Origin of the sequence: Cylindrospermum sp. FACHB-282 (assembly GCF_014697195.1) — a bacterium.
In the GTDB taxonomy this organism is placed as follows: Bacteria; Cyanobacteriota; Cyanobacteriia; order Cyanobacteriales; family Nostocaceae; genus Cylindrospermum.
Genome location: NZ_JACJRJ010000039.1, coordinates 36869 through 61067, shown reverse-complemented (window position 1 = coordinate 61067; position 24199 = coordinate 36869). Strand labels below are relative to the sequence as shown.

Here is a 24199-nt window from a genome sequence, read left to right as displayed (position 1 = left end):
AAAAACAGAGCGGCGGGGCATCCCGTTCTTAAAGCCAAGAGTCTCCTAAGCAATAGCCGGATTGTCTTGGAAGCCTACACTGTACTCTTAGAGTCAGTGTAGGAGTATGTCACGAAAGAGATGATTCACCTATTGGTTTAATTGTTTTTTATCAACCAACTGTTGTAACAGACACTCAGTCAAATGCAACAATAATACATCATTGTCTAACTCTTGCTGATAGCGCTGAGTGCGATAGATGGCTTCAACTCTACAATTCAAGTAGTCCACCTATTTCTACAACCGTCTTTGTTGGTAAGGTTTCTGAGGAGCCTACAGGACTCTATCTCATGACTGGTCATCGCTTGGATGACCATTATTTTTATCAGCAAGGTCATCACTACGTATTAGCTCAGATAAGAGAAGATGGAACACATTATGGTCAACTAGAAAAACAAGCATCAGGGATTCTCAGACATTTTGTTTCTCTACGTCCAGAAGGTCAACTAATACTCAAAGGCATATTTCCCCCATCTGATGAGCTACTTTTGTGGTGATGAGTTAGCCGTTAGTTGGGTTGATGTGGTTGTAATTTAAGCTTGTTTCTGCCTTTTAATCTGCAAATATTGTGCGATCGCATCAGACACGTTATCTTCAGAGCTATAGGCGCGTGTATTTGGATTCTCAGCATGGAGTTTGTCTAGGTAAGCGTGTAAGGCTTCCTGATCATCCCGATGTTCTAAAAGATATGCGCGTAGTTCAATCGTTGTCATAGTAGCAAAATCTGGTTTTACGCTCATACAAACCTCCAATCTCCATTAGGGTCAATCTCAATATTAATTTCTTCTCTCGCCAAAATAATTACCTTTCCAGTACGCTGATCTAGAGTTACTAGATCGATAGAACAGTATTTGCTGGTAAGGTCGCAGCAAAGCTCAAAACATTTCAACGCTTGGGCTGTAGTATGCACCATTACTCTGCTAGTACCTTCGCTAAAACAGCAGCAGCTTCAAAAGAATCATATAAGCCTTGACTTGCTACTTTGCTCTGAGTATCTAATGTGACTAAACCTAATTCTTTCAACAATTCAGATACTAGATTTTCTAGCATTAATAGTTTATCAGAGCGAGATAATTCCTTAAGAAAAGGTACAAGTACAGTAAGAGGCATAAGTTAAAGGTTTAATGAATTTAGACTATATCTAGTTTAAATCAGGCGCAACTCCTAACTCAGTATTCTAACTATGGAACTATATCTCATTCGTCATGGCATCGCCGAAGAGAAAGAAACTGGTATCAAAGATGAAGAACGCCAACTCACCAAAGAAGGGCGACAAAAAACAGAGAAAGTAGCCCAGCGACTCGTCACCCTAGATTTACACTTTGATTTAATCATTACTAGCCCCTTAGTCCGGGCCCAGCAAACAGCAGAAATACTCATAACCGCTGGACTGAGTTCGCAGATAGAAGAATCTAGCCACCTTAAGCCTGAAGGTAATATTAACAATTGGCTGGCAGAATGGTTAGAACCAAGAAAATATCCCCAAAAAACCCAACTAGCCCTGGTGGGACATGAGCCTAATTTGAGCAATTGGGCAGAAATTCTCCTGTGGGGAGAAGCGAAAGAGCGTTTAGTCCTGAAAAAAGCAGGTATGATTGGGATAAAACTACCAGAAATAGGCTCTCCTTGGGGTCGGAGTCAGATGTTCTGGTTGACACCACCCAAGTACCTGCTATAACAGTTTTTCAACCCTTCCCAAAGAATTGTTGTTAGATCGGCTACTGTTATAGCGAAAATAATTTCTGGTAAGTTAGCGTGATCAGATATTTCAAAAAGCAGATGGTGTTGCCATGACGGTGTGCGAATTCAGGCCTGGTTTAGAAGGCATTCCCGCAGCCCAATCGAGTATCAGCCATGTTGATGGGCAAAAGGGAATACTAGAATATCGTGGCATCCGGATTGAGGAATTAGCAGAAAAAAGTACATTTCTGGAAACTGCTTACCTGTTAATCTGGGGTGAACTGCCAACTAAGGAAGAATTAGAAGCCTTTGAGCATGAAGTTCGCTTCCACAGGCGGATAAAATATCGCATTCGGGACATGATGAAATGCTTTCCAGAAAGCGGTCACCCAATGGATGCGCTACAAGCCTCTGCTGCTGCCTTAGGTTTGTTTTATTCGCTTCGGGATTTACATAATCCTGCCTACATTCGCGATTCGGTAGTTCGCTTGATAGCAACCATTCCGACAATGGTAGCGGCGTTCCAGCTGATGCGGAAGGGTAATGACCCTGTAAAACCGCGCGATGACTTGGATTATTCCGCCAATTTCCTTTATATGCTCAATGAGAAGGAACCAGATCCTTTAGCGGCGAAAATTTTCGACATCTGCTTGATTTTACACGTCGAGCATACAATGAATGCTTCCACCTTCAGTGCTAGGGTGACGGCTTCTACCTTAACTGACCCCTATGCTGTAGTTGCTAGTGCGGTGGGCACTTTGGGGGGGCCGTTGCACGGTGGTGCCAATGAAGAAGTGATTCAGATGTTGGAAGAAATTGGCTCTGTAGAAAATGTGCGTCCTTATGTAGATAATTGTCTGGAACGCAAAGCTAAAATTATGGGCTTTGGACATCGTGTCTACAAAGTGAAAGACCCAAGAGCCACTATCTTACAAACCTTAGCCGAACAGTTGTTTGAGAAGTTTGGGTACGACAAGTACTATGAGATTGCTCTAGAGATGGAACGGGTAGTTGAGGAAAAACTTGGTAGCAAAGGGATTTATCCCAATGTTGACTTTTATTCAGGTTTGGTGTACAGGAAAATGGGGATTCCTACAGACTTGTTTACACCAGTTTTTGCGATCGCTCGCGTTGCTGGTTGGCTGGCACACTGGAAAGAACAACTCGCAGAAAACCGGATTTTCCGTCCTACCCAAATTTACGACGGTCGCCACGAAGCTCCTTATATCCCCATTGAACAACGTTAACTGGCAGTCGGATTGTCAGTGATGCTAGCCCCCAGTTCTGGGAAATCAGAAAGTTTGGCTCAAGTAGAAAACCGTTGCCAAGCTGGAAGCGGCTAGTTTGTTTTGCTTGAATTTGGTAATGGGTAATGGGTAATGGGTAATCGCCATTTTGGGGGTTTTATTAGCTCATCTCAATCCAAACCATAAGTAGAAGTTGTCATGTCGCTTCAGGGGCAAAAACCATCCAAGGATATACTAGGCATGGGAATTGGCAACAAATCTACAATCAGGCATCTTCTCGGCAGAGATTATCAACGGGTGAAGAAAGCAGGTATTAATTCAAGTAATAGTTGTATCTCACCATGACTCGATGACTTAAAGAGCACCAAAAATGAATTCAGGAATTGACCTCCAAGGAACTTTTATTCAATCCCTCAGGGATTTAGGAATACCACCAGGGGCAGCCAAAGCTATTTGGATGCCATTACCTATGATACTGATGCTAATTGCGGCAACGGTGGGGGTACTAGTCTCCACCTGGCTAGAGCGGAAAATTTCCGCCGCCGCACAGCAGCGGATTGGTCCAGAATACATGGGTCCTTTTGGGTTGCTGGTGCCTGTAGCGGATGGACTGAAGCTGGTATTTAAAGAAGATGTAGTACCAGCCAATTCAGATGCCTTTCTGTTTACTCTCGGCCCAATTATTGTTGTAATTCCGGTATTTCTGTCATTTCTGATTGTTCCCTTTGGACAGAATATCGTCATTAGCAATGTGGGAATGGGGGTATTTTTGTGGATTGCTTTGTCCAGTATTCAGCCGATTGGCTTGTTGATGGCTGGCTACGCATCTAATAACAAATACTCCCTGTTAGGGGGCTTGCGGGCCGCAGCGCAGTCCATTAGTTACGAGATTCCTTTGGCGCTGAGTGTGCTGGCGATCGTCATGATGTCTAACAGCCTCAGCACCGTTGATATTGTCAATCAGCAATCTGGGTACGGCATCCTGGGTTGGAACATTTGGCGGCAACCAGTCGGTTTTCTGATCTTTTGGATCGCCGTCCTTGCCGAATGCGAACGCTTGCCCTTTGACCTACCAGAAGCGGAAGAAGAACTAGTAGCAGGGTATCAAACTGAATACACGGGGATGAAATTCGGTTTGTTCTACCTAGGTTCCTACGTTAACTTAATACTTTCTTCCCTGTTGGTAGCAATTTTGTACTTAGGCGGTTGGGATTTTCCCCTTCCCCTCAACCTGATAGCTAATTTGCTGGGAGTAAGTGAAGCAAATCCTGTGTTGCAGATAGTGGCTGCTTCATTGGGTATCACCATGACCATACTCAAAGCCTACTTCCTAGTGTTTATTGCCATCCTGTTGCGCTGGACAGTGCCACGGGTGCGGATTGACCAATTGCTAGATTTAGGGTGGAAGTTCTTGTTACCACTTGGTTTGGCTAATCTCCTATTAACCGCCGCCCTGAAACTAGCTTTTCCCGTCGCCTTTGGCGGCTAATGCGTGATGGGTAATAGGTAATGGGTAATAGTTTTTTCCTTTTTCCCAATTACCTTTTTCCTTTTTCTCAATCATCTGTCACCTGAAAGGAGTAGAAACACAAACAATGCTAAAGTTCCTGAAACAAGTTGGTGATTACGCCAAAGAAGCAGTACAAGCTGGTCGTTATATTGGTCAGGGGCTGTCTGTCACCTTCGACCACATGCGGCGGCGTCCAGTTACCGTACAGTACCCTTACGAAAAACTGATTCCTGGCGAACGGTTTCGCGGTAGGATTCACTTTGAATTTGATAAGTGCATCGCTTGCGAAGTTTGTGTTCGCGTTTGTCCGATCAACCTACCTGTAGTTGATTGGGAATTCGACAAAGCCAGCAAGAAGAAAAAACTCAACCACTACAGCATCGACTTTGGAGTTTGTATCTTCTGCGGTAATTGCGTGGAATATTGCCCGACTAACTGTTTATCGATGACAGAAGAATACGAGCTTGCCACTTACGATCGCCACGAACTGAACTATGACAGCGTCGCCCTGGGTCGCTTGCCTTATAAAGTAACAGATGACCCAATGGTAACGCCACTGCGCGAACTGGTTTACCTACCCAAGGGCGTCTTCGATCCCCATGATTTGCCTGCCGATGCTCCTCGTGGTGGTTCACGCCCAGAAGACCTAGTAGAAACAGAAAAATAAATGTCTTGAGTCAAGAGTCAAACTAATGACGAATGACGAATGACCAATGAACAATGACAGAGGACAAAAAACAGTGAATTTAGCGGAAGGAGTTCAGTTTGTTTCATTTAGCGTACTGGGTGTGATGATGATTGGGGCAGCCCTTGGGGTGGTGCTGTTCTCCAACATCGTTTATTCCGCCTTTTTGCTGGGGGGAGTATTCATCAGCATGGCGGGCATCTACTTGTTGCTAAATGGTGATTTTGTAGCAACAGCACAAGTGCTGATTTACGTTGGGGCAATTAACGTACTGATTTTGTTTGCCATTATGTTGGTCAACAAGCGGCAGCCTTTTACAACCTTGCCCACAGCCTGGGTGCGGACAGTAATCACGGCTGTAGTAAGTTTAGGATTGTTTGCCCTGTTGAGTACAATGGTGCTGGCGACTCCTTGGGCTTATTCCACTCTTCCTCCGACTCGCGAAAGTTCTATAGTTTTGATTGGTGAGCATTTCTTCACTGATTTTTTACTACCGTTTGAACTCGCTTCGATTTTGTTGTTGATAGCGATGGTGGGAGCGATTATTTTGGCACGTCGCGAGTATTTCCCATCTGACATACAGCGAACGGTTTTGACTTTGCCAGAACGCCCCAGAGAACTAGTCTCAGCAAGTAGCGAAACAAAAGAGTAAGATTTGCAGTTAAGCAGCCAAATGTTTCAGAAGGGATACCCAGATTCATGCAACTCCAGTACTTTTTAATACTAGCAGCAGCTTTGTTCTGCATCGGCATCTATGGGTTAATTACCAGCCGCAACGCTGTGCGGGTGCTGATGTCAATTGAGTTGCTGCTGAATGCTGTTAATCTGAATTTAATGGCATTTTCCAACTTCCTCGACCCAATATTAATTAAAGGCCAGGTTTTCACGGTTTTTGTGATCACTGTGGCTGCTGCTGAGGCGGCGGTGGGTTTAGCGATCGTGCTAGCCATTTATCGCAACCGTGATACCGTCGATATGGAGCAATTTAATCTCCTGAAGTGGTAACTGTGCGTGCAACTCAAGCAGGTAATCATTGCTTATAAAGCGCGAGATTCCCAGAGCAAACGCTGGGCTGAACTCTGTGCTAAACAACTAGAAAATCGTCAGTGCCAGGTGTTGATGGGGCCTAGTGGGCCCAAAGATAACCCTTATCCAGTGTTTTTGGCGTCAGCGAGTCAACCAATTGATCTAGCTTTGGTACTCGGTGGTGATGGCACTGTTTTAACTGGTGCCAGACAGTTAGCCCCTGCTGGCATCCCCATTCTGGGAGTGAATGTGGGAGGTCATCTGGGGTTTTTAACTGAGTCAGTAGATGAGTTTGAGGATACAGAGAAAGTTTGGTACCGGCTGTTGGAAGATCGCTATGCTATCCAGCGGCGGATGATGTTGCAGGCAGCGGTGTTTGAGGGTCATGGGTCTAATTTAGAACCGGTGACTGAACGCTATCTCGCTTTGAACGAATTTTGTGTCAAACCCGCCTCTGCTGACCGGATGATTACCTCAATTCTAGAAATGGAAATCGACGGTGAGGTAATCGATCAATATGTGGGGGATGGGTTGATTATTTCCACTCCCACAGGTTCCACAGGTTACACCGTATCTGCCAATGGCCCAATTATGCACGATGGGATGGAGGCGATTACTATCACTCCCATTTGTCCCATGAGTCTATCTAGTCGCCCCCTCGTCTTACCCCCTGGTTCCGTGGTCAGTATTTGGCCTTTGGGAGATTACGATTTAAGTACTAAATTATGGATGGATGGGGTGTTATCTACTTCAATTTGGCCTGGTCACCGCGTTGATGTGCGGATGGCTGATTGTCGGGCCAAGTTTATTATTTTGCGAGAGAACAATTCATATTATCAAACGCTACGGGAGAAGTTGCTCTGGGCAGGTACCAGGGTTCGCTACAGCAATAATCACCGAAATTAATTGAGGTATCTTCCTAGCGCTTGTGCCATTACTCGCCTGTAAACCCAAAATTATACTAGCCCCTGCGGTGCATCCGGGGGCTTTTTAGCTCTATTGTGACGAATAATAAAGTATCTGAGCAGAGCATTTTGTATCTTATTACCAGATTTTTTTGGCGGTCATGTGCATAATAAAAGCACTCTATCCTTAAGGCGATTCAGATAGCTATGTTAATCCTACAAATATCCCCTCTAGCCCCACTCAAAAAGGGGGGATTTTAGCCCTCTGATTAAGGAGGGAGTAAATCCTATCTGCACAGAGTTATCTAATTTAAATCTTTTAAAGCTTGAAAAAAAGGTTTATGAAGGATAGGTTATCGAAAATTGCTCCTATAATGCTGCGCCAAATTAGTTTATTTTGTATTAGCTAAATTCTCATAGGATGGATATTTCACTAATCTAAGTAGGAAAACAGATGGAAATTTCTGATCATCATCTCAAGTACGCACTGAATCCTCCTGATTTTCCCGTCTTGCAAACTGAAAAATATATCCTCCGGCTGGCTTCGACTGAAGAAGAGTTAGAATCCGTTTTCCGCTTGCGCTTTGAAGTTTTTAATCTGGAGCTAGGTTTAGGATTCTCTAGTTCTAATCTTACCCAAATGAATCGAGACAAGTTTGATGAAGTTTGCCATCATTTGATACTGATTACCAAACATACTGGTAAAACAATTGGCACTTATCGGATGCAAACCTATACAATGGCTGCTCAATGTTTAGGGTTTGATGCTGCCGATATATTTAATCTTCATGGGATTCCCGATTCTGTGCTTCAGGCATCTGTGGAAGTTGGATGTGCATGTGTAGCTCAAGAATACCGTAACAGTCAGACGCTTTTACTACTATGGGAGGGGCTAGCAAATTATCTCATTTGGAGTAGAAACCAATATTTTATTGGCTGTGCATCATTACTCACACAATCTCCTTGGGAAGCTGCTTGTGCTTATAATTATTTTCAGCAGCATGGCTTGATGCATCCGAGTATTTTGGTTTATCCTAATTCAGAATGTTGTTTGGAACTTCACCAAGATTGTGCAGATTCTTGTAAGGTAGAACTTCCTAAGATTTTGCAGGCATATTTAAGTATCGGAGCTAAAATATGCAGCCTTCCAGCAATTGATCGGCAGTTTAAAACTATTGATTTTTTAATTATATCGAATATCAAAAATCTAGCTAGATGGCATTACCCAAATCTGGTCAAAAATCTATAATTCTACATCTTGACTGATAGCATCGGCTTGAACGTATGAAGTGTGATCATCTATGGTAGGCCGAGTGCTTATCGCACTTCATCTAGTATATTTAACTTAAATATGTAATCTTAGAGACGTATTAACCAACTAACTTATGCGGCATCTTACACTCATTCCGAGTTGGTTGCGGTTTTTAATTGTTGTCTTGTTGGTAGTGGGTATATTTTTTCGCTTTTTTAACCTTGGCGGCAAAGTTTACTGGCACGATGAGACTTATACATCTTTGCGGATTTCTGGTTACACTGCGACTGAAGTAAAACAGCAAATATTTAATGGGCGGGTAATTTATAGAGAAAGTTTTGGCAGGTTCCAACGTCCTAATTTAGAAAAAGGTTTAAGTGACACGATTAAGTCTTTAGCAGTTGAAGAACCCCAGCATCCACCACTTTATTACATAATAGCTCGACTTTGGGTAGGAATTTTTGGTTCCTCGGTGACAACTATCAGAAGTTTATCTGTATTTATTAGTTTGCTAGTTTTTCCCTGTGTTTATTGGCTATGCCGAGAATTATTTAATGTGCCGTTATCGGTGCCATTTTTAGCGATCGCACTTATGGCTATCTCCCCCATTCACCTCGTCTATGCCCAGGAAGCGGGAGAATATATGCTTTGGTTAGTAAGTATATTACTATGCAGTGCAGCACTTCTGCGAGCTATGGGGCTAGAGTCAAAAGATAGAAATGCACGCATTTTTAACTGGGTGATTTATGCAGTAACTTTGGCTCTGAGCCTCTATACATTTTTGTTAAGTGGATTTGTGTCAGTTGCTCATGGAATTTATGTGATTACCATTGCCAGATTTCAGTTGACTCAAACCGTTAAAAATTATCTTCTAGCATCCTTGGCTGGGTTTATTGCCTTCATGCCTTGGATGCTGGTGATAATAGATAAATTTGGGCAGTTTCAGCAGTCAATAGATGGGGAAACAATGCAGTTACCCCTGATAAATTTAATTCAATCTTGGCTGATGCAGTTAAGCCGAATTTTTTTTGATTTAAACTTTGGCTTTGAAAATCCTGTTAGCTATTTAATTACGCCAATATTTTTAATTTTCGTTGGATATGCAATTTATTTTCTTTGTCAGACAACTAACATCAAAGTTTGGTTATTTATCATCACATTGATTGTGGTACCAGCATTTCCCTTGATGTTACCAGATTTACTTTTTGGAGGGACTCGCTCACTTGCTGAACGCCATTTAATCCCTGCTTATTTAGGTATGCAATTAGCTGTGGCTTATCTACTAGCTAACCAGCTATATAATGGCAGTTCGTCGCGCCGCATAATTTGGCAAATGATCCTGGCATTCGTAATTATTTGTGGACTTGTATCTTATCGGGTAAGTTGTCAGGCAGATACCTGGTGGAATAAGGCAATTAGCTATAACCATCCGCAGGTTGCTAAAATCATCAATCAGTCTTCTCGCCCACTTGTAATTAGTAATTCTTTTGGCACTAATTATGGAAATATATTTTCTTTGAGTTATCTTGTGGAGCCAAATGTGCGGTTTCAATTGTTCAAAGGTGAAGTTATTCCCAAAATTGCTGATGTTTTTACAGATGTATTTTTATTTAATCCTTCAGATGCTTGGCGTAATGAAATCAAGATAAAATATCGGTTTAAATCCCACATTATTTATGGTAATGATCATTACTTAGTCTGGAAACTAATAAAGCCTCGTGTCTTGCGTCGGCGTAATATTCCCCGCCAAAACAAATTATTCGGTGGTTGATAATGTAATCAAAATCAGAACCTACTATTTAGTATACTCTTGTAAAAATATGGTTTTATGACTAAATATAGCAATTACCATTCAAGTGAGGTAGAGAAAGAAATAATTAACCGCAGATAAACGCAGATAAACACAGATAACTTTGTACCTCATTAGATTAGGAAACGCTATATTGATACAGGTTATTAGAATCAAATAAATATAACCAGAGTAAATATTAAACGAATTCTCAGCTTAAATTAATATTAGTGAGGGCAAATGGCTTTAAATTGTCATTAGAGATAAATTTTGGCAGGATAAAGCGATGAAGTTTCAGCATTTAGCTCTGGGTATTGCTACCGTTTTAAGCATCGGCTGTACAAAAGAAGTAAACTCAAGTCCCATAGTTAACAAGAGTCCATCCGCTACAACTGTCAGTAGTCCAGTAGCTGTAGCAAAGTCTGGAAACTTTAAGGCTGGGGAACACTCCACTCAGGGAACAGTCAGCGTCGTTACAAAACAGGGGAAACGGTACCTAGAGTTTGATCAGCGTTTCAAAACTAATGAAGGCCCTGATGTATTTGTGATTTTATATCGTTCTGATATGCCGCCAATATATGGTATTAAAAAGAAGGATTATATGAGTATTGCTCGTTTACAAAAGACAAGCGGTTCTCAACGTTATGCATTACCTGATAATGTGAAGCTGGCAGATTTTCGCTCTGTGGCGGTATGGTGTCGCAAATTCAATGCTACTTTTGGCTATGCTCCTTTACCAGGGTGAATGCAAAAATGATTTTGCTAATAAAAATTGTCTTTCACCCAATCCTCTAATTACAAAAGTGAAACAAATTAGCAAAATTTGGCAGCAAACTGTGATAACAGATTTTCTGTTAATGCTAACTCCATGTAGATTTTCTCCCTACTGCATCACTCACGAAAAAAAGAGTGGATAATCGCAGCTGTTACACCACATTATCCACTCGGAAATTACTGAATTAGAGTCTGACTATTTCAACTAGCAAAAATCCCCACCAATTAACGCGACTCAGTACCTTGATTAGGACTACCTGCTACAGAATCTTCTCCTGGTGCTTCTGGTGTAGCGGTAGGTCTAGCATCACTTTTTTCAGCATCGCCAGTTTTGCGAATATCTTCTTGGAGTGGGGTTTGATAGCCACCTGATGCAGTCGGTGTACTCTCTTTCTTCTCAGATTTTTGTTTTTGTTTTGTCATGATTACAGTCCTACTATTTAACCTAGGAACAATATTAAAAGTTAAGGAATGTAAAAACATCTATCTACAATCTAGTGATCACTGATGGAGCTATCTGTCTTAAGTATTATCTACTAAGTACTTAAATCTCAACAAATATAACCCTATGATTGCTTAGATATAGCCTGAAAGCAGGGTGGGTCAGCAAGCGATCGCAGTCACTGCATAAATCTGTATCAATCAACCGTATATAACTATAGAGATGCAAATCCAATAAACTTCACCAACTTTGAAATTCTTAATTATGAGGTGAGTAATTATGCTCCACTTTACTCAAACTTCTTTACACAACGACCTCCTCCACCCAATCCGCCAATGGTTGGAATCCATCGAAATTCATAACTCCAATCTCGCGCATTTCTTGTGTAAATCAATCCCTGCTCAATGTCCATTTGAACGAGACATCAAACTGTTTGGCCGCCAGTTATTTCACATTCCGCCTATGTGTAAATTAAATCCCCTTTACGAGCAAGTCGTGGGACTGCGTTTCAAAGCCCTCTGTTATCTTGCTGATGAATGCGGTGAAGATGTTACAGTCTATTGCTAATAGCTAGTGAGGGCGTCTTCTGATTTAGCAGTTAAGGGTAATTACAGACTTACGGTTGTTACTTACTCAGCTTTATACTAAGCTAACGTAGACCTAATTGAATGTCTGGCTATTGAGTAGCTAGTACATCTCTAAAGAGTTCTTAGTCTGTGTTACTGCTTACCATCCCCTGCTGAAATCATTAACATCATCATGACGCACATCTTACTGGTTGAAGATGAAGTCAAATTGGCTCGATTTATAGAATTGGAACTGAATTATGAAGGTTATCAAGTCAGCGTCGCCTACGATGGATTAACCGCACTCACCGCAGCGGAAAAGTTGCGTCCGGATTTAGTCATTTTAGCGTCGATGCTGCCTGGTGTATCGGGGTTGGAAATTTGCCGCCGCTTACGAAGTACGGGTGATCAAGTGCCGATAATTTTATTAACCGCCAAAGATCAAGTAGGCGATCGCCTTGCCGACTTAGATGCTGGTGCTGATGACTACATCCTTAAACCCTTCAGTGTTGAAGAATTATTAGCCAGAGTCCGGGCCAACCTGGGAAGAACCAATTTAAGGGACACCGCAGATATCTTAGAGTTTGCAGACCTGAGTTTAAATCGTCGCACAAGGGAAGTACATCGGGGCCAGCGGTTAATTGAGTTAACTGCTAAAGAATTTGACTTACTAGACTATTTACTCGCTCATCCCCAACAGGTGATTACAAGCGATCGCATTTTACAAGAAGTCTGGGGTTCCCACTTCATCAGCGATACCAACATGATTGAACAAAACATTCGCTACTTATGCCTAAAACTCGAAGCTAACCACGAAACGCCCTTACTGCAAACAGTCCATGGTGTCGGCTACGTCTTGCGGGATGGTGCCTGATCAAATTATCACTAGGATACTACAAAGATCAACCCCGAACGAAACCAGAACTTACGCATTGACAAAAAATGGTAAGTATGTTTATCGATTTTATTCATTGAAAGTCCTATAAATTGTGCGTTAGGGAACGCACACTACGCGTAGGATGCGTAACTCGAAGCTAACCACGAAACGCCCTTACTGCAAACAGTCCATGGTGTCGGCTACGTCTTGCGGGATGGTGCCTGATCAAATTATCACTAGGATACTACAAAGATCAACCCCGAACGAAACCAGAACTTACGCATTGACAAAAAATGGTAAGTATGTTTATCGATTTTATTCATTGAAAGTCCTATAAATTGTGCGTTAGGGAACGCACACTACGCGTAGGATGCGTAACTCGAAGCTAACCACGAAACGCCCTTACTGCAAACAGTCTATGGTGTCGGCTACGTCTTGCGGGATGGTGCCTGATCAAATTATCACTAGGATACTACAAAGATCAACCCCGAACGAAACCAGAACTTACGCATTGACAAAAAATGGTAAGTATGTTTATCGATTTTATTCATTGAAAGTCCTATAAATTGTGCGTTAGGGAACGCACACTACGCGTAGGATGCGTAAAGAGACGCATCGAAAAAGCTTGAAAAGAGGGTAAATTTGTACAGTGTACAGTGCGTAAGTCCTAGAAACTACTCCCTGAAAGCAAAACCTAGCTAAAGCTAACCAAAAACAACACTTAACCCGTTTTAAAGGGTTAAAGCTTTAAGCCGGAAATTTATTTCCAGGCTAACTGAAAGCAAAACCTAGCTAAAGCTAACCAAAAACAACACTTAACCCGTTTTAAAGGGTTAAAGCTTTAAGCCGGAAATTTATTTCCAGGCTAACTGAAAGCAAAAATTCAGCCAATTATATTAGGATGCAAAAAGCTAACTCCACACTAGTGCAATGACTTATTTAGAAACAGCGGCGCAGTTTTACCACGAAGTTGCTCAAACACCACAAGTAGGACTTTGTTGTGTCCAAAGTACACCCCTGCAATTACCAGGGCTGAAAATTCCTTTGTCCATGCAAGCAATGAACTATGGTTGCGGCACAACAGTTCACCCCACCGAACTCTTCAACCAACCCACCGTCCTCTATATCGGCGTTGGTGGTGGCTTAGAAGCATTGCAATTTGCTTACTTTTCCCGCCGTGCAGGTGCTGTAATTGCCATTGAGCCGGTTGATTCCATGAAAGAAGCCGCCACCCGCAACCTAGAAATAGCCGCTCAAGAAAACCCCTGGTTTGACACCAGCTTTGTAGAAATTCGCCCCGGTGACGCCTTTAATTTACCAGTTGCCGATGCTTCTGTAGATATAGTGGCGCAAAATTGCCTCTTCAACATCTTTGAACCAGAAGATTTAACCCGTGCATTAAAAGAAGCATATCGGGTATTAAAACCTGGTGGACGCTTGCAGATGAGCGATCCAATTGCTACACGTCCCATACCCGCACATTTACAACAAAATGAACAGCTACGCGCCATGTGTTTATCAGGCGCAATCACATATCAAGAGTACACTCAACGCATCATTAATGCTGGCTTTGGTCAAATTGAAATTCGTGCCCGTCGCCCTTATCGGCTGCTAGATACCCAGACTTATCACCTAGAAGAACATTTACTTCTAGAAAGTCTCGATTCTGTCTCCTTCAAAGTTGCTATTCCTGAAGATGGTGCTTGTATATTCACCGGAAAAACAGCAATTTATACCGGGACTGAACCATTCTTTGATGATTCAGCCGGACATTTACTGCAACGAGGTATTCCCGCCGCCGTGTGTGATAAAACCGCTGGTAAACTTGCAGCTTTCAACCCAGCAGAAATCATGATTACAGATTCTACCTGGTATTATGACGGCGGTGGTTGTTGTTAACATTTCAGAAATGGACAATTTCACCTTGCCACACCAATAATTAACTATGGTTCAAACAGCAATCACACCTTTCATCCATAAATTAAATACCCCCTTGACGAAAAGAGGAATCACGGTTTTACAAATTAATCTCGGTAAGCGCTGTAACCTCGCCTGTACACATTGCCATGTAGAAGCTGGGCCAAAACGGACAGAAGAGCTTTCCCCAGAAATTTGCCAACAGTTGATGTCCTTAATTCACAAATATCCAGAAATTCAAATTGTGGATTTGACTGGTGGCGCACCAGAAATGAATTATGGATTTAAGCCGTTGGTAGCAGCGGCAAGGGAAACAGGTAAACAGATAATTGTCCGGTCTAATTTGACCATTTATTTTGTCGATGGATTTGGTGATTTACCAGAATACTTTGCTAAAAACCAAATTAGAGTTGTAGCTTCTCTCCCCTGCTATCTAGCAGATAATGTTGATAAAATGCGGGGTACAGGGGTTTTTGATGAGTCAATTAAAGCCTTGCAATGGCTTAACCAACTGGGTTATGCAAAAGAGCCAAATTTAATTGTGGATTTAGTTTTTAATCCCCAATTGCCCAGCAGCGAAAAATTTTCCTTAGCGCCTGAACAGACTAACCTAGAACGAGATTATAAAATGTTCTTACAAGAACATTTTGATATTGTGTTTAACAACCTCTTCACCATCACTAACTTACCCGTTGGCAGAACTAAATTACATTTAGAGCGTAAAAAACTGTACGCCAGCTACTTGCAGTTTTTAGAGTTGCAATTTAATGCCGATACAATTGAGCATTTAATGTGTCGCGATGAGCTTTCTATTGATTATTTGGGAAATGTTTATGATTGCGACTTTAACCAGATGATGAATTTACCTGCAAAAACGCCCAATGGTGAAACCTTGACAGTTGCCAAATTGCTAGAAGCCGGTAGTTTAGACTTGATTAAAGAAGTGCAAACTGCTGCCTATTGTTATGGTTGTAGTGCTGGCTGTGGTTCTAGTTGTGGTGGTGCTTTGGTGTAAAGTTTTCTAAAGAGTGGCAAAATTTTCATCCTAGCTAAAGGTTATATCCTTGATTTGTCCATGGATTTGGCATGGGGGATTGATTGATTAAAAAAGTATTTATGTCATCAAAAAACAACTATGTAACAAAAGTTGTGGCGCTGGCATAGTAAATAGTCAAATGGGTTTATGATGAGGTGAGTTAAGTCTCCTCACACCACACCAAAAGTCCGTGGATTATTCTCAAATTCCACGGTTTTATTTTTTCACTAGTGATAATCAAAGAAGAAAAGCCAGGGCGAATAGAATTCGCGGCTACACAAACAAAGTCCACCGACCTGGACTGTCGCAGATAGATGAGACTTGATTCAAGTTCGTAGTTATCGCTTCAGCGCTAATTCTCACCATCAAAGCTATTAGTTGCGGTGGCGTCATCCTCAAAAAGTTCTGTTACCAAAACTGTTACGAAGGCGTTGCTTTTGGACAGTTACTTTATGATAGTAAATAGTTAAACTCCTCACACCACACTGAAAGCCGCAAAACTCCATGTTTCGCGGTTTTTTTTGATCTACGGTAGTAGAAACGTTGTATGCAACATCTCTACATTGGTTAGCGGTTTTTTTATTATGGCCAATTAAACGGACATCATATAATCTCTGCGATCGCCCGAACAACCTTTGCAACTGGCAAAGTTCGACAAGTAAGCGGCCCTAGAGGCTCTCTAAAATAAGCAAAAATCGCTACTAAGTATAAGTTGCTTAAGCCTAACTAATTACCTTTGATCACCGCTAAGACAGCATTATATAACATTTTTTAAACAAATATTTCAAAAAATCTTATTTTAGGATATGTTTATAACAAGTGTTTAAAAGTTAAACTAAAATTTAAACAAAACAGTGCTGTATTTCGATGGAGTACAAAACCTTTTATGGCTAGTGGATTTACTAGACAAGAAACCATCGCTTTGACTGGTATAAGCTCTGGCAGACTAAGCTACTTAGATCGAACTAGGTTAGTAGTACCAGAAAAGTTTGGTAATCCTCAACACCCTAAAGTTATTTATAACTGGCAGCAAATTCTAGAAATCAAAACTATTGAAAGACTGAGAGAGAGACTTTCATTACAGGAAATTAGAAAAGTTTTAGATTTTTTAAAGTTAAGAAATTATGAATATTCATTTTTTCAGCATCGCCTTGTTTTTGTTAATTCCCAACTTTATTTAATTGAGAATATGCAAGATTTTGGACTTATGGTTTTAGAAACATCTGGAAAAAATCAGGGTCAAGTCGTAATTAACGAAATTGGAGAAATTGGAGATGTAATTACAGAATTAGCAATAGAAGCAGAGAAACATCATGTTTTAGATTTTGATAAACGGACAGGAATAGTTTTAAAGAGGTAAGAGAAACACATACAAGGATGGGAAGGAGAAACCAGTCATGAGTTCTAATATAGCTGCAAATCAAATATATCAGCGAGTAATGGAGCATACTGGCTTCTATCGTCATGGTGTACCAACTACAGGAGTTACAGAAGCAGAAGATATTCGCAAGAATTTAGAAAAGTTGATTAAATACAGTGCGGTAATTAATCCTGAGCAAATTAACGCTACAGCAATATATGAATTATCTGGCTCGCCCTGTATTTATTTTACTCAATTAAATGAACCTAATCCTACAGAGTTAGCTAAACTACATAAACTGTCTTGGAATCATGGTTTAGCACCTATGTTGTGGGTAATTACTCCTGATGAGGTTTTACTTTATAACTCTTATTCTCAACCAAGAGAACAGGATGAAATTGATCCAAATCGGAATTTAATTGAGAGATTTAAAACAACAGAAAGCGACTTAAAACGTATGAATAAATACGCTAGTCGTTTGCAAATTGAATCGGGTAAATTTTGGCAGTGGGAAAAAGCTAAAAAAATTAATCGTCAACAAAGAGTAGATTCAGTTCTTGTAAAAGATTTAAATGACGCTGAGAAAGAATTGACTAAAGATCAAAAATTAGATCGTCAATTTGCTCACGCGCTTTTAATACGTTCTGTTTTTATTGCTTATTTGCAAGATAGAGGTATTTTAAATCAAGCCTTTTTTAGCAATCGCTTTGGAGTAGAATCGTTTAACACATTACTAAATAATAAATTAGCAACTTATAATTTGTTTGAGTGGTTACAAACAATTTTCAATGGAGATTTATTTCCTGTTTCTCCAGAAGAAAAAAATGCTATAGATAACAAACATCTCAAAATTGCACAAAGTTTAATAGGTGGTGTAGAAACAATAGCAACAGGACAACAACGTTTATGGCGTTTTTATGATTTTAAAGTCATTCCCATAGAATTGATTAGCTCAATTTATGAAAGTTTTATTTATGCTACAGATGCAAAAACAGCAAAAGAAAATAGTACACACTATACACCTATTAATTTAGTTGATTTGGTACTGTCTGAAGTATTTAGAGAATTAGATGGTGATGCTAAAGTTCTAGACTTGTCCTGTGGTTCAGGTGTATTTTTGGTTGAATCTTTGCGGAGATTAGTTGTTAAGCGTTGTACTAACGGAGAAATTCCCACTCGTCGTCTAATTAGAGAAACTTTATATAATCAAATCTTTGGCGTAGATATAGAACCGAAAGCTGTTCAAATTGCTGCTTTTAGTCTTTATTTAACGGCTTTAGAATTAGATTATGAATTAGAAGAAAATCGTCAATTAACAGATGATTTAAAATTTGAAAAGCTGATTGGTAAAAATCTATTTACTAGCGACGTATTTAATGAAGAAGCAGAATTTAACAAAATAGAAACTTTTGCACAAAAACAATTTCATGCAATTGTTGGTAATCCACCTTGGACAAAGCCTAAATCAAATAAATCACCAGAACAGTATTGTAAGCGCAAGCGTCCTGAATCTGGTTATTCAGGTGGATATCCTACAGCTTATGGTACACCTCCAGATCAAGCATTTTTATGGCGTATTGGCGACTTTGCTAATGATAAATCTTGTATTGGCTTAATTTTACATGGTAAACCATTTTTCAGTAATCACTCAGCAGCTAAAAAAGCAAAAGAATCTCTGTTAATGAGATATAAGCCAAAAGTTATTGTTAACTTATCTAAACTGCGTCTAGATGATTTATTTCCTAATGCTAAAGCTCCAGCGATGATTTTAATAGCAGAAGGTAAACGTTCAGAACAGAGAGATTATTTTTACTTTGTATGTCCAGATCGCTCTGTTGATTTTCAACGACATGGCATTGTTGAAATTGGAGCAGAATATATTAAAAAACTTCCTGTTTTTAGCACAGCATTAGATCCAGATATGCTGAAACTTGCTACTTGGGGTAGTGCGAGGGATATGTCCTTGCTTCAAAAATTACGGTCTTTCTCAAGTATTAGAAAAATCGCAGACAATGAACTCAAAAATGGATTTAAAAATGGTAATCATGAAGCAGTACCACACGAGTTAATAGGTAAAAAATGGCTATACTCTGGCCAAATGCCTAAATATCAGATGAATATAGATGACTTAGCTATTTTGCCATATCACAGAATGGAGGCTTCAAGAAAGCCTGAAATTTACAAAGCTCCATTGGTTATAATCTCACAAAGTATTGATGAAAATCAGGCATTTTCTGCTTTTAGTCAAGAAGATATTGTTTACACACAAAAGTATTGTGGTATTTCTTTCCCAACAGAAAAAGTAGATATTGCTCACTATCTCAATGGTGTCATCAATTCCTCACTCATAAGCTATTTTTTGTTCTTGACAGCTTCATCCTGGGGTATTGAGCGTGAAGAAGTTACAAAACAAGATTTAAAACGTATTTGTCTTCCTCAACTTAACAAAAATAACGAAAGATTAATTACTAAAATTATCGAAATAGAAAGTACATTGCGCGAATCTCCCACTAAGTCCGTTGAAAAAGATTTGAAAAAACAACTTGATAAAGCTGTATTTGATCTCTATGATTTAAATGATGATGAACGTGTTTTAGTTGAAGATACTACACAAATCACGATTGATTTATATATGAATCGTGAAAAATCAACAAAATTAAGAGAACCTAAAATTAGTGAGTTAGAAGCGTATGCTTTACATTTTATGAGTGTGATTGAACCATTTTTTGACACGCTCAAAGAAAGAAGTATAGCTGCTGATATATTTGATATTGCTAATACACCATTACAGGTGGTTAAATTTAGAATACTACCATATTCAGGTCGTGAGCAAATTGTACAAACTGTTCAGGCTGAGGATTTAATAACTGTGCTGAAAAGCATTGCGAAACAACTACCACCAAAATTTGGTGATCGTGTTTTTACACGACGCAATTTAAAAGTTTATGTTGGTGAAAATATTTATATCATTAAACCTTGTCAACTTCGTTACTGGAGCCGTTCTGCTGGGTTGAATGATGCTGATTCTGTTTTACTTGAAAATTTAAGGATGAATTAAGTTATGTTGTTGCCATTGGATGATTCAGGTACTGCTGGACAACCATCATTTATTAATCGCAGAGACATTATTGCAACAGTATTTGATATTATCCAATCAGCTTGGATTCAAGTATGTCAAAAACCAGAGATTAATACCAAAAGTGACGAAGATACTATTGCTGGTGCTTTACATAATCAAATGTGGATAGAAAAGGAAAATCGTGGGATAAACGGACCACCAATAATTGTGAATGAAGCTGCAACAAGACGTTCTCAACGCAGTTTCAAACCTGATGGTTTTATTGATTTTAAAATAGTTTATTCCTGGGGTATTGAAGATTATTTTGGTATAGAGTGTAAGCGAGTTAGCAGCACAAACCCAAATAGACATTTAGCAACAGATTATGTTAGAAAAGGTGTAAAAAGATTTGTTGAATGTACATACAGTATAGGTCATGACTATGCAGCAATGTTAGGTTTTGTAATTGATGGTACAGTTCAAGACTGTATTGATTTAATTCGCGATCGCTTGAATAAATATAAAACAGAAATTTGCTTAAAAGAAGATTGGACTAACGAAAAAAGTTTTGGTGCAAAACAAGATATGTATCGCACTCGTCACCTGCAAAATGGACACAATATAATGTCTATCCTCCATTTATTTCTTGTAGTTAATTAATTCTGATACTTCCAGCGTGATAGTCGCGGATCGGTGCGATCGCCTTTTCCTCCTCTTGACAGTTTAAATCCAACCCTACCCAATTAGGCTAAAGTTGCAAATAACCGTGCATCTAGGAGGAAAAAATCATGAAAGCAGTCTTAATGACAGCAGCAGGAAAACCCGAAGTACTGCAACTACAAGAAATCCCCAAACCCACACCGGGAAATAGAGAACTATTAGTCCGCTTAGTAGCAGCCGGCATTAACCCCCTTGATACCAAAATACGAAGCCGCAGCACATTCTACCCCGAACAAATGCCAGCCATTTTAGGATGTGATGGTGCTGGTATTGTGGAAGCTGTAGGGGCTGACGTTCAGCAATTCCGCTTAGGAGATGAGGTATATTTTTGCTATGGCGGCTTAGGGGCACACCAGGGCAATTACGCAGAATACACCACCGTAGATGAGCGGTTTGTGGCCCGTAAACCCGCTTCCGTCTCCTTTGCCGAAGCAGCAGCCGCCCCGCTAGTATTAATCACCGCTTGGGAAGCTTTGTATGAACGGGGACGACTAGAACCAGGGGAAAAAGTTTTGATTCATGCCGGTGCTGGTGGTGTCGGCCATGTAGCGATTCAACTGGCAAAACTCAAAGGTGCAAATGTCGCCACAACTATCGGTTCAGAAGATAAAGCAAACTTCGCCAAACAATTAGGTGCTGAGGAGACAATTTTTTACAAACAAACAGACTTTGTCCAAGCGGTATTAAATTGGACAAAGGGCGAAGGCGTAGATTTGGCTTTTGATACTGTCGGCGGCGAAATTTTTCACCAAACCTTCCCCGCAGTCCGGGTATATGGCGATATTGTCACCATTTTGGAACCAAAGGCCAATACAGTTTGGAAAACTGCCAGAGAACGTAATCTCCGCATTGGTTTAGAATTAATGCTTACACCAATGCTGCTAGGATTAACAGAAGGTCTTGAGCACCACGGCGAAATACTCAAACAATGCGCCACCTGGATAGATGAAGGTAAGTTAAAAATTCACGTTAGTCACAAATTCCCCCTTGCAGAAGCAGCAAAAGCTCACCAATTACTGGAAACTGGGTCTATCACAGGTAAAATTGTTTTGCTGATGAGTGATGAATAATAAGCAAGCAATTTGAACAAATTTTGTTTTCAACCGGGAGGAACGCAGAGGTTAAACGCAGAGGTTCGCAAAGTTTCTCTGGGTACCTTTGCGCTTTCTTTAGCTATCTGGTGGGTTGTACTCTTTTCTCTGCCAGTAGCGGCACAACCAGAACGCACACCCTTAACTCTGGAACTCTTACAAGAACGACTACATACGCCCATAGTCAGAGAAGGTAATTTAACTGTAGATTTACGGCAAATGCTGATAGATTTACGACCAGAGAATACTGGCTTCCGCGATGCTTTTTATCAAACTTTGCGAAAAGAATTGCAAAAAACTAGTGCAAAACCGTTGGGTTTAGATTTGAGTAATTCTCTGATTCAGGGGGATTTTGTGGGTAGCGATTTGGGTTTGAAAACACCTCTCTATGCCCAAGAAATAGCCCCCATTTTTACTGCTACTGAACAAGAACAACTGGAACGGTTGCGCTTGGTTTGTTTGCAATCATTAGCGATCGCCTTACCCAACTCTAAAGACTGTAGATCCCTTTTGGCACCTGAGTCAACTACCTCCAGTCAACTCACTGTTTTCCGTGGGGCCTTGACACTGGTGCAAACTCGCTTCAATGGGGAGGTGCAGTTCCTCAATACATTCTTTCTTCAGTCTGTGGATGCCCAAGGTGCCACTTTTCTCCAACCCACTAACTGGACAGAAAGCAGATTTAGCCGTCCTGTCAGTTTCACATCTGCCATTTTCCGGCAACCAACTAAGTTTCAGGGTAGTATTTTTTTTAATAAAGTTAATTTTAAAGCAGCCACATTTCAAGAAACTGCCGATTTTCAAGGTAGCATCTTTACCAATAATGCCAACTTTAACCAAGCGAAATTTAAGCAGTTGGCTAAATTTAGTAATGGGATATGGCAAGGAAATGCAGATTTTTCTGGGGTAGATTTTGCTAACCAGGCACAGTTTACAAAAGCGGATTTTCATCAGTTTCTCTTGTTCACAGAAGCAATTTTTGAGCAAGCTGTGAGTTTCCGAGAAACCCAATTTAATCAATCTGTAAATTTGCAGGGTACTAGCATTCTCAATCAAGCAGATTTTAGTGATGCTAGGTTTGCCAAAACGGCTTTTTTAAATGTACCTGGTCTAACTTTTAACTCTAACCGAGCGAAAATTTTGGGCAATCCTGGTCAGATTGGCGAGAGGTTTTGTATACCTAGCTTGCAAGGTAATCAAAATATTTTGCGAAATTTGGGGCAAAATTTCCGTCAGCAGCAGCAAATTGCTGATGCAAATCAGTTGGAGTACACAAAACAGCGATTACGATTAATAGAATTAAGCCGCCGTTTGGTAGGGACTAATATTAATAGTGCAAACCTTAGGAGGTTGATTAATTTGGGTTTTTCTCCCACTCAGGCATTAGCTATAAAACACCGCCGTCAGATACAACTGTTTCGCAATAGCCGAGAGTTATTGACTTTAGCAGATATCGATTTAAAATCGTACAATCAAATTAGCGATCGCCTAGTTGTGAGTGAACCCCTTTCTCTGGGAGGGTGGTTATTGCAAGCTTGGATTTGGTTAGGGTTGAGTGTGCTGTTGCTGTTAAGTGGCTATGGTACAGATTTTTGGTTAGTTTTTGGGGTGGGGGGAATTGCGATCGCCTATTTTGGCTTGCTATTTTGGCTAGTTGACCGCTACCGCCGTTTGCGCCCTGTAGCAATTATTCCCACATATTACGAAACTATTTCTATCTTAACTAGCTTTAGCTCTTTAACATTCTTTAGCTTATTAGCCATCTTTCGCAATGCCGAACAGCCTTGGCTTACCTTAGGATGTCTTTTAATTATTATTTTACCCTTACCCATAACTTTATTATGCCGACTTTATCAACAAGGGCGTTATCACGACTTAATGAATGTTTCTTACTTCACAGAAGACGGTACTTTCCGGCAGTTACGATTACTAATTGGACGTTTACCAGTAATCCCTAGAAATCCCACATTCCGCGAAAGATATATGTCCCTGTTGTGGAATCGCCGTTGGAACTGGCTCAACTACTACGACTTTAGTCTCAATAACCTAGTGCGATTAGGATTTAATGATATCCGCCTACGGGACGAACATCTTCCTGGCATTATCGCCGCACTTGCTTGGTATCAGTGGAGTTTAGGCTTACTTTATATTACCCTAGTTTTGTGGACTCTCTCCCGCACAATTCCCGGATTAAATTTGTTGATTTATCTGAAGTAACTCTGATG

At 40.5% G+C, this 24199-nt stretch carries 24 protein-coding genes; 20 read left to right on the top strand and 4 right to left on the bottom strand.

Annotation, left to right across the window (positions count from 1 at the left end):
- The first annotated feature begins 329 nt into the window (after positions 1–329).
- Positions 330–536, top strand: coding sequence for a hypothetical protein (locus H6G32_RS19145; protein ID WP_190461091.1), 207 nt, complete (start codon positions 330–332; stop codon positions 534–536).
- Between the two features lie 36 nt (positions 537–572).
- On the opposite strand, the gene H6G32_RS19140 is transcribed toward H6G32_RS19145, so the two are convergent.
- Genes H6G32_RS19140 through H6G32_RS19135 form a run of 3 tightly spaced genes read right to left on the bottom strand, consistent with a single transcriptional unit; the run spans position 573 to position 1149 of the window.
- Positions 573–779 (bottom strand): DUF6887 family protein, encoded by a 207-nt coding sequence (locus H6G32_RS19140; RefSeq protein ID WP_190461089.1) that lies wholly within the window; start codon positions 777–779, stop codon positions 573–575.
- The gene (locus H6G32_RS27445; RefSeq protein ID WP_375539807.1) at positions 776–952 is read right to left on the bottom strand and encodes a DUF6888 family protein; all 177 of its coding nucleotides are present in this window, start codon (positions 950–952) and stop codon (positions 776–778) included. Before H6G32_RS27445 ends, H6G32_RS19140 begins: the two co-directional genes overlap by 4 nt.
- On the bottom strand, positions 952–1149 hold the full coding sequence (locus H6G32_RS19135; RefSeq protein ID WP_190461087.1) for a hypothetical protein: 198 nt from the start codon (positions 1147–1149) through the stop codon (positions 952–954). Before H6G32_RS19135 ends, H6G32_RS27445 begins: the two co-directional genes overlap by 1 nt.
- A gap of 73 nt (positions 1150–1222) precedes the next feature.
- Between H6G32_RS19135 and sixA the strand changes: the two genes are divergently transcribed.
- From sixA to H6G32_RS19085, 10 genes are all read left to right on the top strand, one after another.
- Complete coding sequence (gene sixA / locus H6G32_RS19130; RefSeq protein WP_190461085.1) at positions 1223–1717, top strand: phosphohistidine phosphatase SixA; 495 nt, start codon at positions 1223–1225, stop codon at positions 1715–1717.
- A 112-nt stretch (positions 1718–1829) separates the two neighbouring features.
- Complete coding sequence (locus H6G32_RS19125; RefSeq protein ID WP_190461084.1) at positions 1830–2966, top strand: citrate synthase; 1137 nt, start codon at positions 1830–1832, stop codon at positions 2964–2966.
- A 370-nt stretch (positions 2967–3336) separates the two neighbouring features.
- Positions 3337–4455, top strand: coding sequence for an NADH-quinone oxidoreductase subunit NuoH (nuoH, locus tag H6G32_RS19120; protein WP_190461081.1), 1119 nt, complete (start codon positions 3337–3339; stop codon positions 4453–4455).
- A 106-nt stretch (positions 4456–4561) separates the two neighbouring features.
- Positions 4562–5143 carry an NAD(P)H-quinone oxidoreductase subunit I gene (gene ndhI / locus H6G32_RS19115; RefSeq protein ID WP_190461079.1) on the top strand — a complete coding sequence of 194 codons (582 nt, stop codon included), beginning with the start codon at positions 4562–4564 and terminating at the stop codon, positions 5141–5143.
- Between the two features lie 73 nt (positions 5144–5216).
- Positions 5217–5813: an NADH-quinone oxidoreductase subunit J gene (locus tag H6G32_RS19110; RefSeq protein WP_190461093.1), complete on the top strand. Its 597-nt coding sequence runs from the start codon at positions 5217–5219 to the stop codon at positions 5811–5813.
- 47 nt (positions 5814–5860) lie between these two features.
- Positions 5861–6166 (top strand): NADH-quinone oxidoreductase subunit NuoK, encoded by a 306-nt coding sequence (gene nuoK / locus H6G32_RS19105; RefSeq protein WP_015209496.1) that lies wholly within the window; start codon positions 5861–5863, stop codon positions 6164–6166.
- Between the two features lie 6 nt (positions 6167–6172).
- A complete protein-coding gene (locus tag H6G32_RS19100; RefSeq protein ID WP_190461078.1) occupies positions 6173–7093 on the top strand; it encodes an NAD(+) kinase in 921 nt (306 codons plus the stop codon).
- 453 nt (positions 7094–7546) lie between these two features.
- Complete coding sequence (locus H6G32_RS19095) at positions 7547–8341, top strand: GNAT family N-acetyltransferase (RefSeq protein ID WP_190461075.1); 795 nt, start codon at positions 7547–7549, stop codon at positions 8339–8341.
- Between the two features lie 136 nt (positions 8342–8477).
- The gene (locus H6G32_RS19090) at positions 8478–10115 is read left to right on the top strand and encodes a glycosyltransferase family 39 protein (protein WP_190461074.1); all 1638 of its coding nucleotides are present in this window, start codon (positions 8478–8480) and stop codon (positions 10113–10115) included.
- Positions 10116–10419: 304 nt separating this feature from the next.
- Complete coding sequence (locus tag H6G32_RS19085) at positions 10420–10878, top strand: DM13 domain-containing protein (protein ID WP_190461072.1); 459 nt, start codon at positions 10420–10422, stop codon at positions 10876–10878.
- A gap of 254 nt (positions 10879–11132) precedes the next feature.
- Here H6G32_RS19085 and H6G32_RS19080 read toward each other — a convergent pair whose 3' ends face one another.
- Positions 11133–11330, bottom strand: coding sequence for a hypothetical protein (locus H6G32_RS19080; protein ID WP_190461070.1), 198 nt, complete (start codon positions 11328–11330; stop codon positions 11133–11135).
- A 298-nt stretch (positions 11331–11628) separates the two neighbouring features.
- Here H6G32_RS19080 and H6G32_RS19075 point away from each other — a divergent pair, with 298 nt between their 5' ends.
- The 9 genes from H6G32_RS19075 (at position 11629) to H6G32_RS19035 (ending at position 24191) form a co-directional block, all read left to right on the top strand.
- Positions 11629–11916: a Mo-dependent nitrogenase C-terminal domain-containing protein gene (locus H6G32_RS19075; protein ID WP_190461068.1), complete on the top strand. Its 288-nt coding sequence runs from the start codon at positions 11629–11631 to the stop codon at positions 11914–11916.
- A 192-nt stretch (positions 11917–12108) separates the two neighbouring features.
- The gene (locus H6G32_RS19070) at positions 12109–12789 is read left to right on the top strand and encodes a response regulator transcription factor (RefSeq protein ID WP_190461066.1); all 681 of its coding nucleotides are present in this window, start codon (positions 12109–12111) and stop codon (positions 12787–12789) included.
- 933 nt (positions 12790–13722) lie between these two features.
- Positions 13723–14691 carry an arsenosugar biosynthesis arsenite methyltransferase ArsM gene (gene arsM, locus H6G32_RS19065; RefSeq protein ID WP_190461064.1) on the top strand — a complete coding sequence of 323 codons (969 nt, stop codon included), beginning with the start codon at positions 13723–13725 and terminating at the stop codon, positions 14689–14691.
- Positions 14692–14737: 46 nt separating this feature from the next.
- A complete protein-coding gene (gene arsS, locus H6G32_RS19060) occupies positions 14738–15724 on the top strand; it encodes an arsenosugar biosynthesis radical SAM (seleno)protein ArsS (protein ID WP_190461062.1) in 987 nt (328 codons plus the stop codon).
- A gap of 907 nt (positions 15725–16631) precedes the next feature.
- Entirely contained in the window at positions 16632–17105 is a 474-nt protein-coding gene (locus H6G32_RS19055) for a MerR family transcriptional regulator (RefSeq protein ID WP_190461060.1), read from the top strand.
- 37 nt (positions 17106–17142) lie between these two features.
- Positions 17143–20163 (top strand): HsdM family class I SAM-dependent methyltransferase, encoded by a 3021-nt coding sequence (locus tag H6G32_RS19050; protein ID WP_190461058.1) that lies wholly within the window; start codon positions 17143–17145, stop codon positions 20161–20163.
- 3 nt (positions 20164–20166) lie between these two features.
- Positions 20167–20823, top strand: coding sequence for a hypothetical protein (locus H6G32_RS19045; RefSeq protein ID WP_190461056.1), 657 nt, complete (start codon positions 20167–20169; stop codon positions 20821–20823).
- Between the two features lie 128 nt (positions 20824–20951).
- A complete protein-coding gene (locus H6G32_RS19040; RefSeq protein ID WP_190461054.1) occupies positions 20952–21953 on the top strand; it encodes a zinc-dependent alcohol dehydrogenase family protein in 1002 nt (333 codons plus the stop codon).
- A gap of 12 nt (positions 21954–21965) precedes the next feature.
- The gene (locus tag H6G32_RS19035; RefSeq protein ID WP_190461052.1) at positions 21966–24191 is read left to right on the top strand and encodes a pentapeptide repeat-containing protein; all 2226 of its coding nucleotides are present in this window, start codon (positions 21966–21968) and stop codon (positions 24189–24191) included.
- Positions 24192–24199 lie beyond the last annotated feature (8 nt).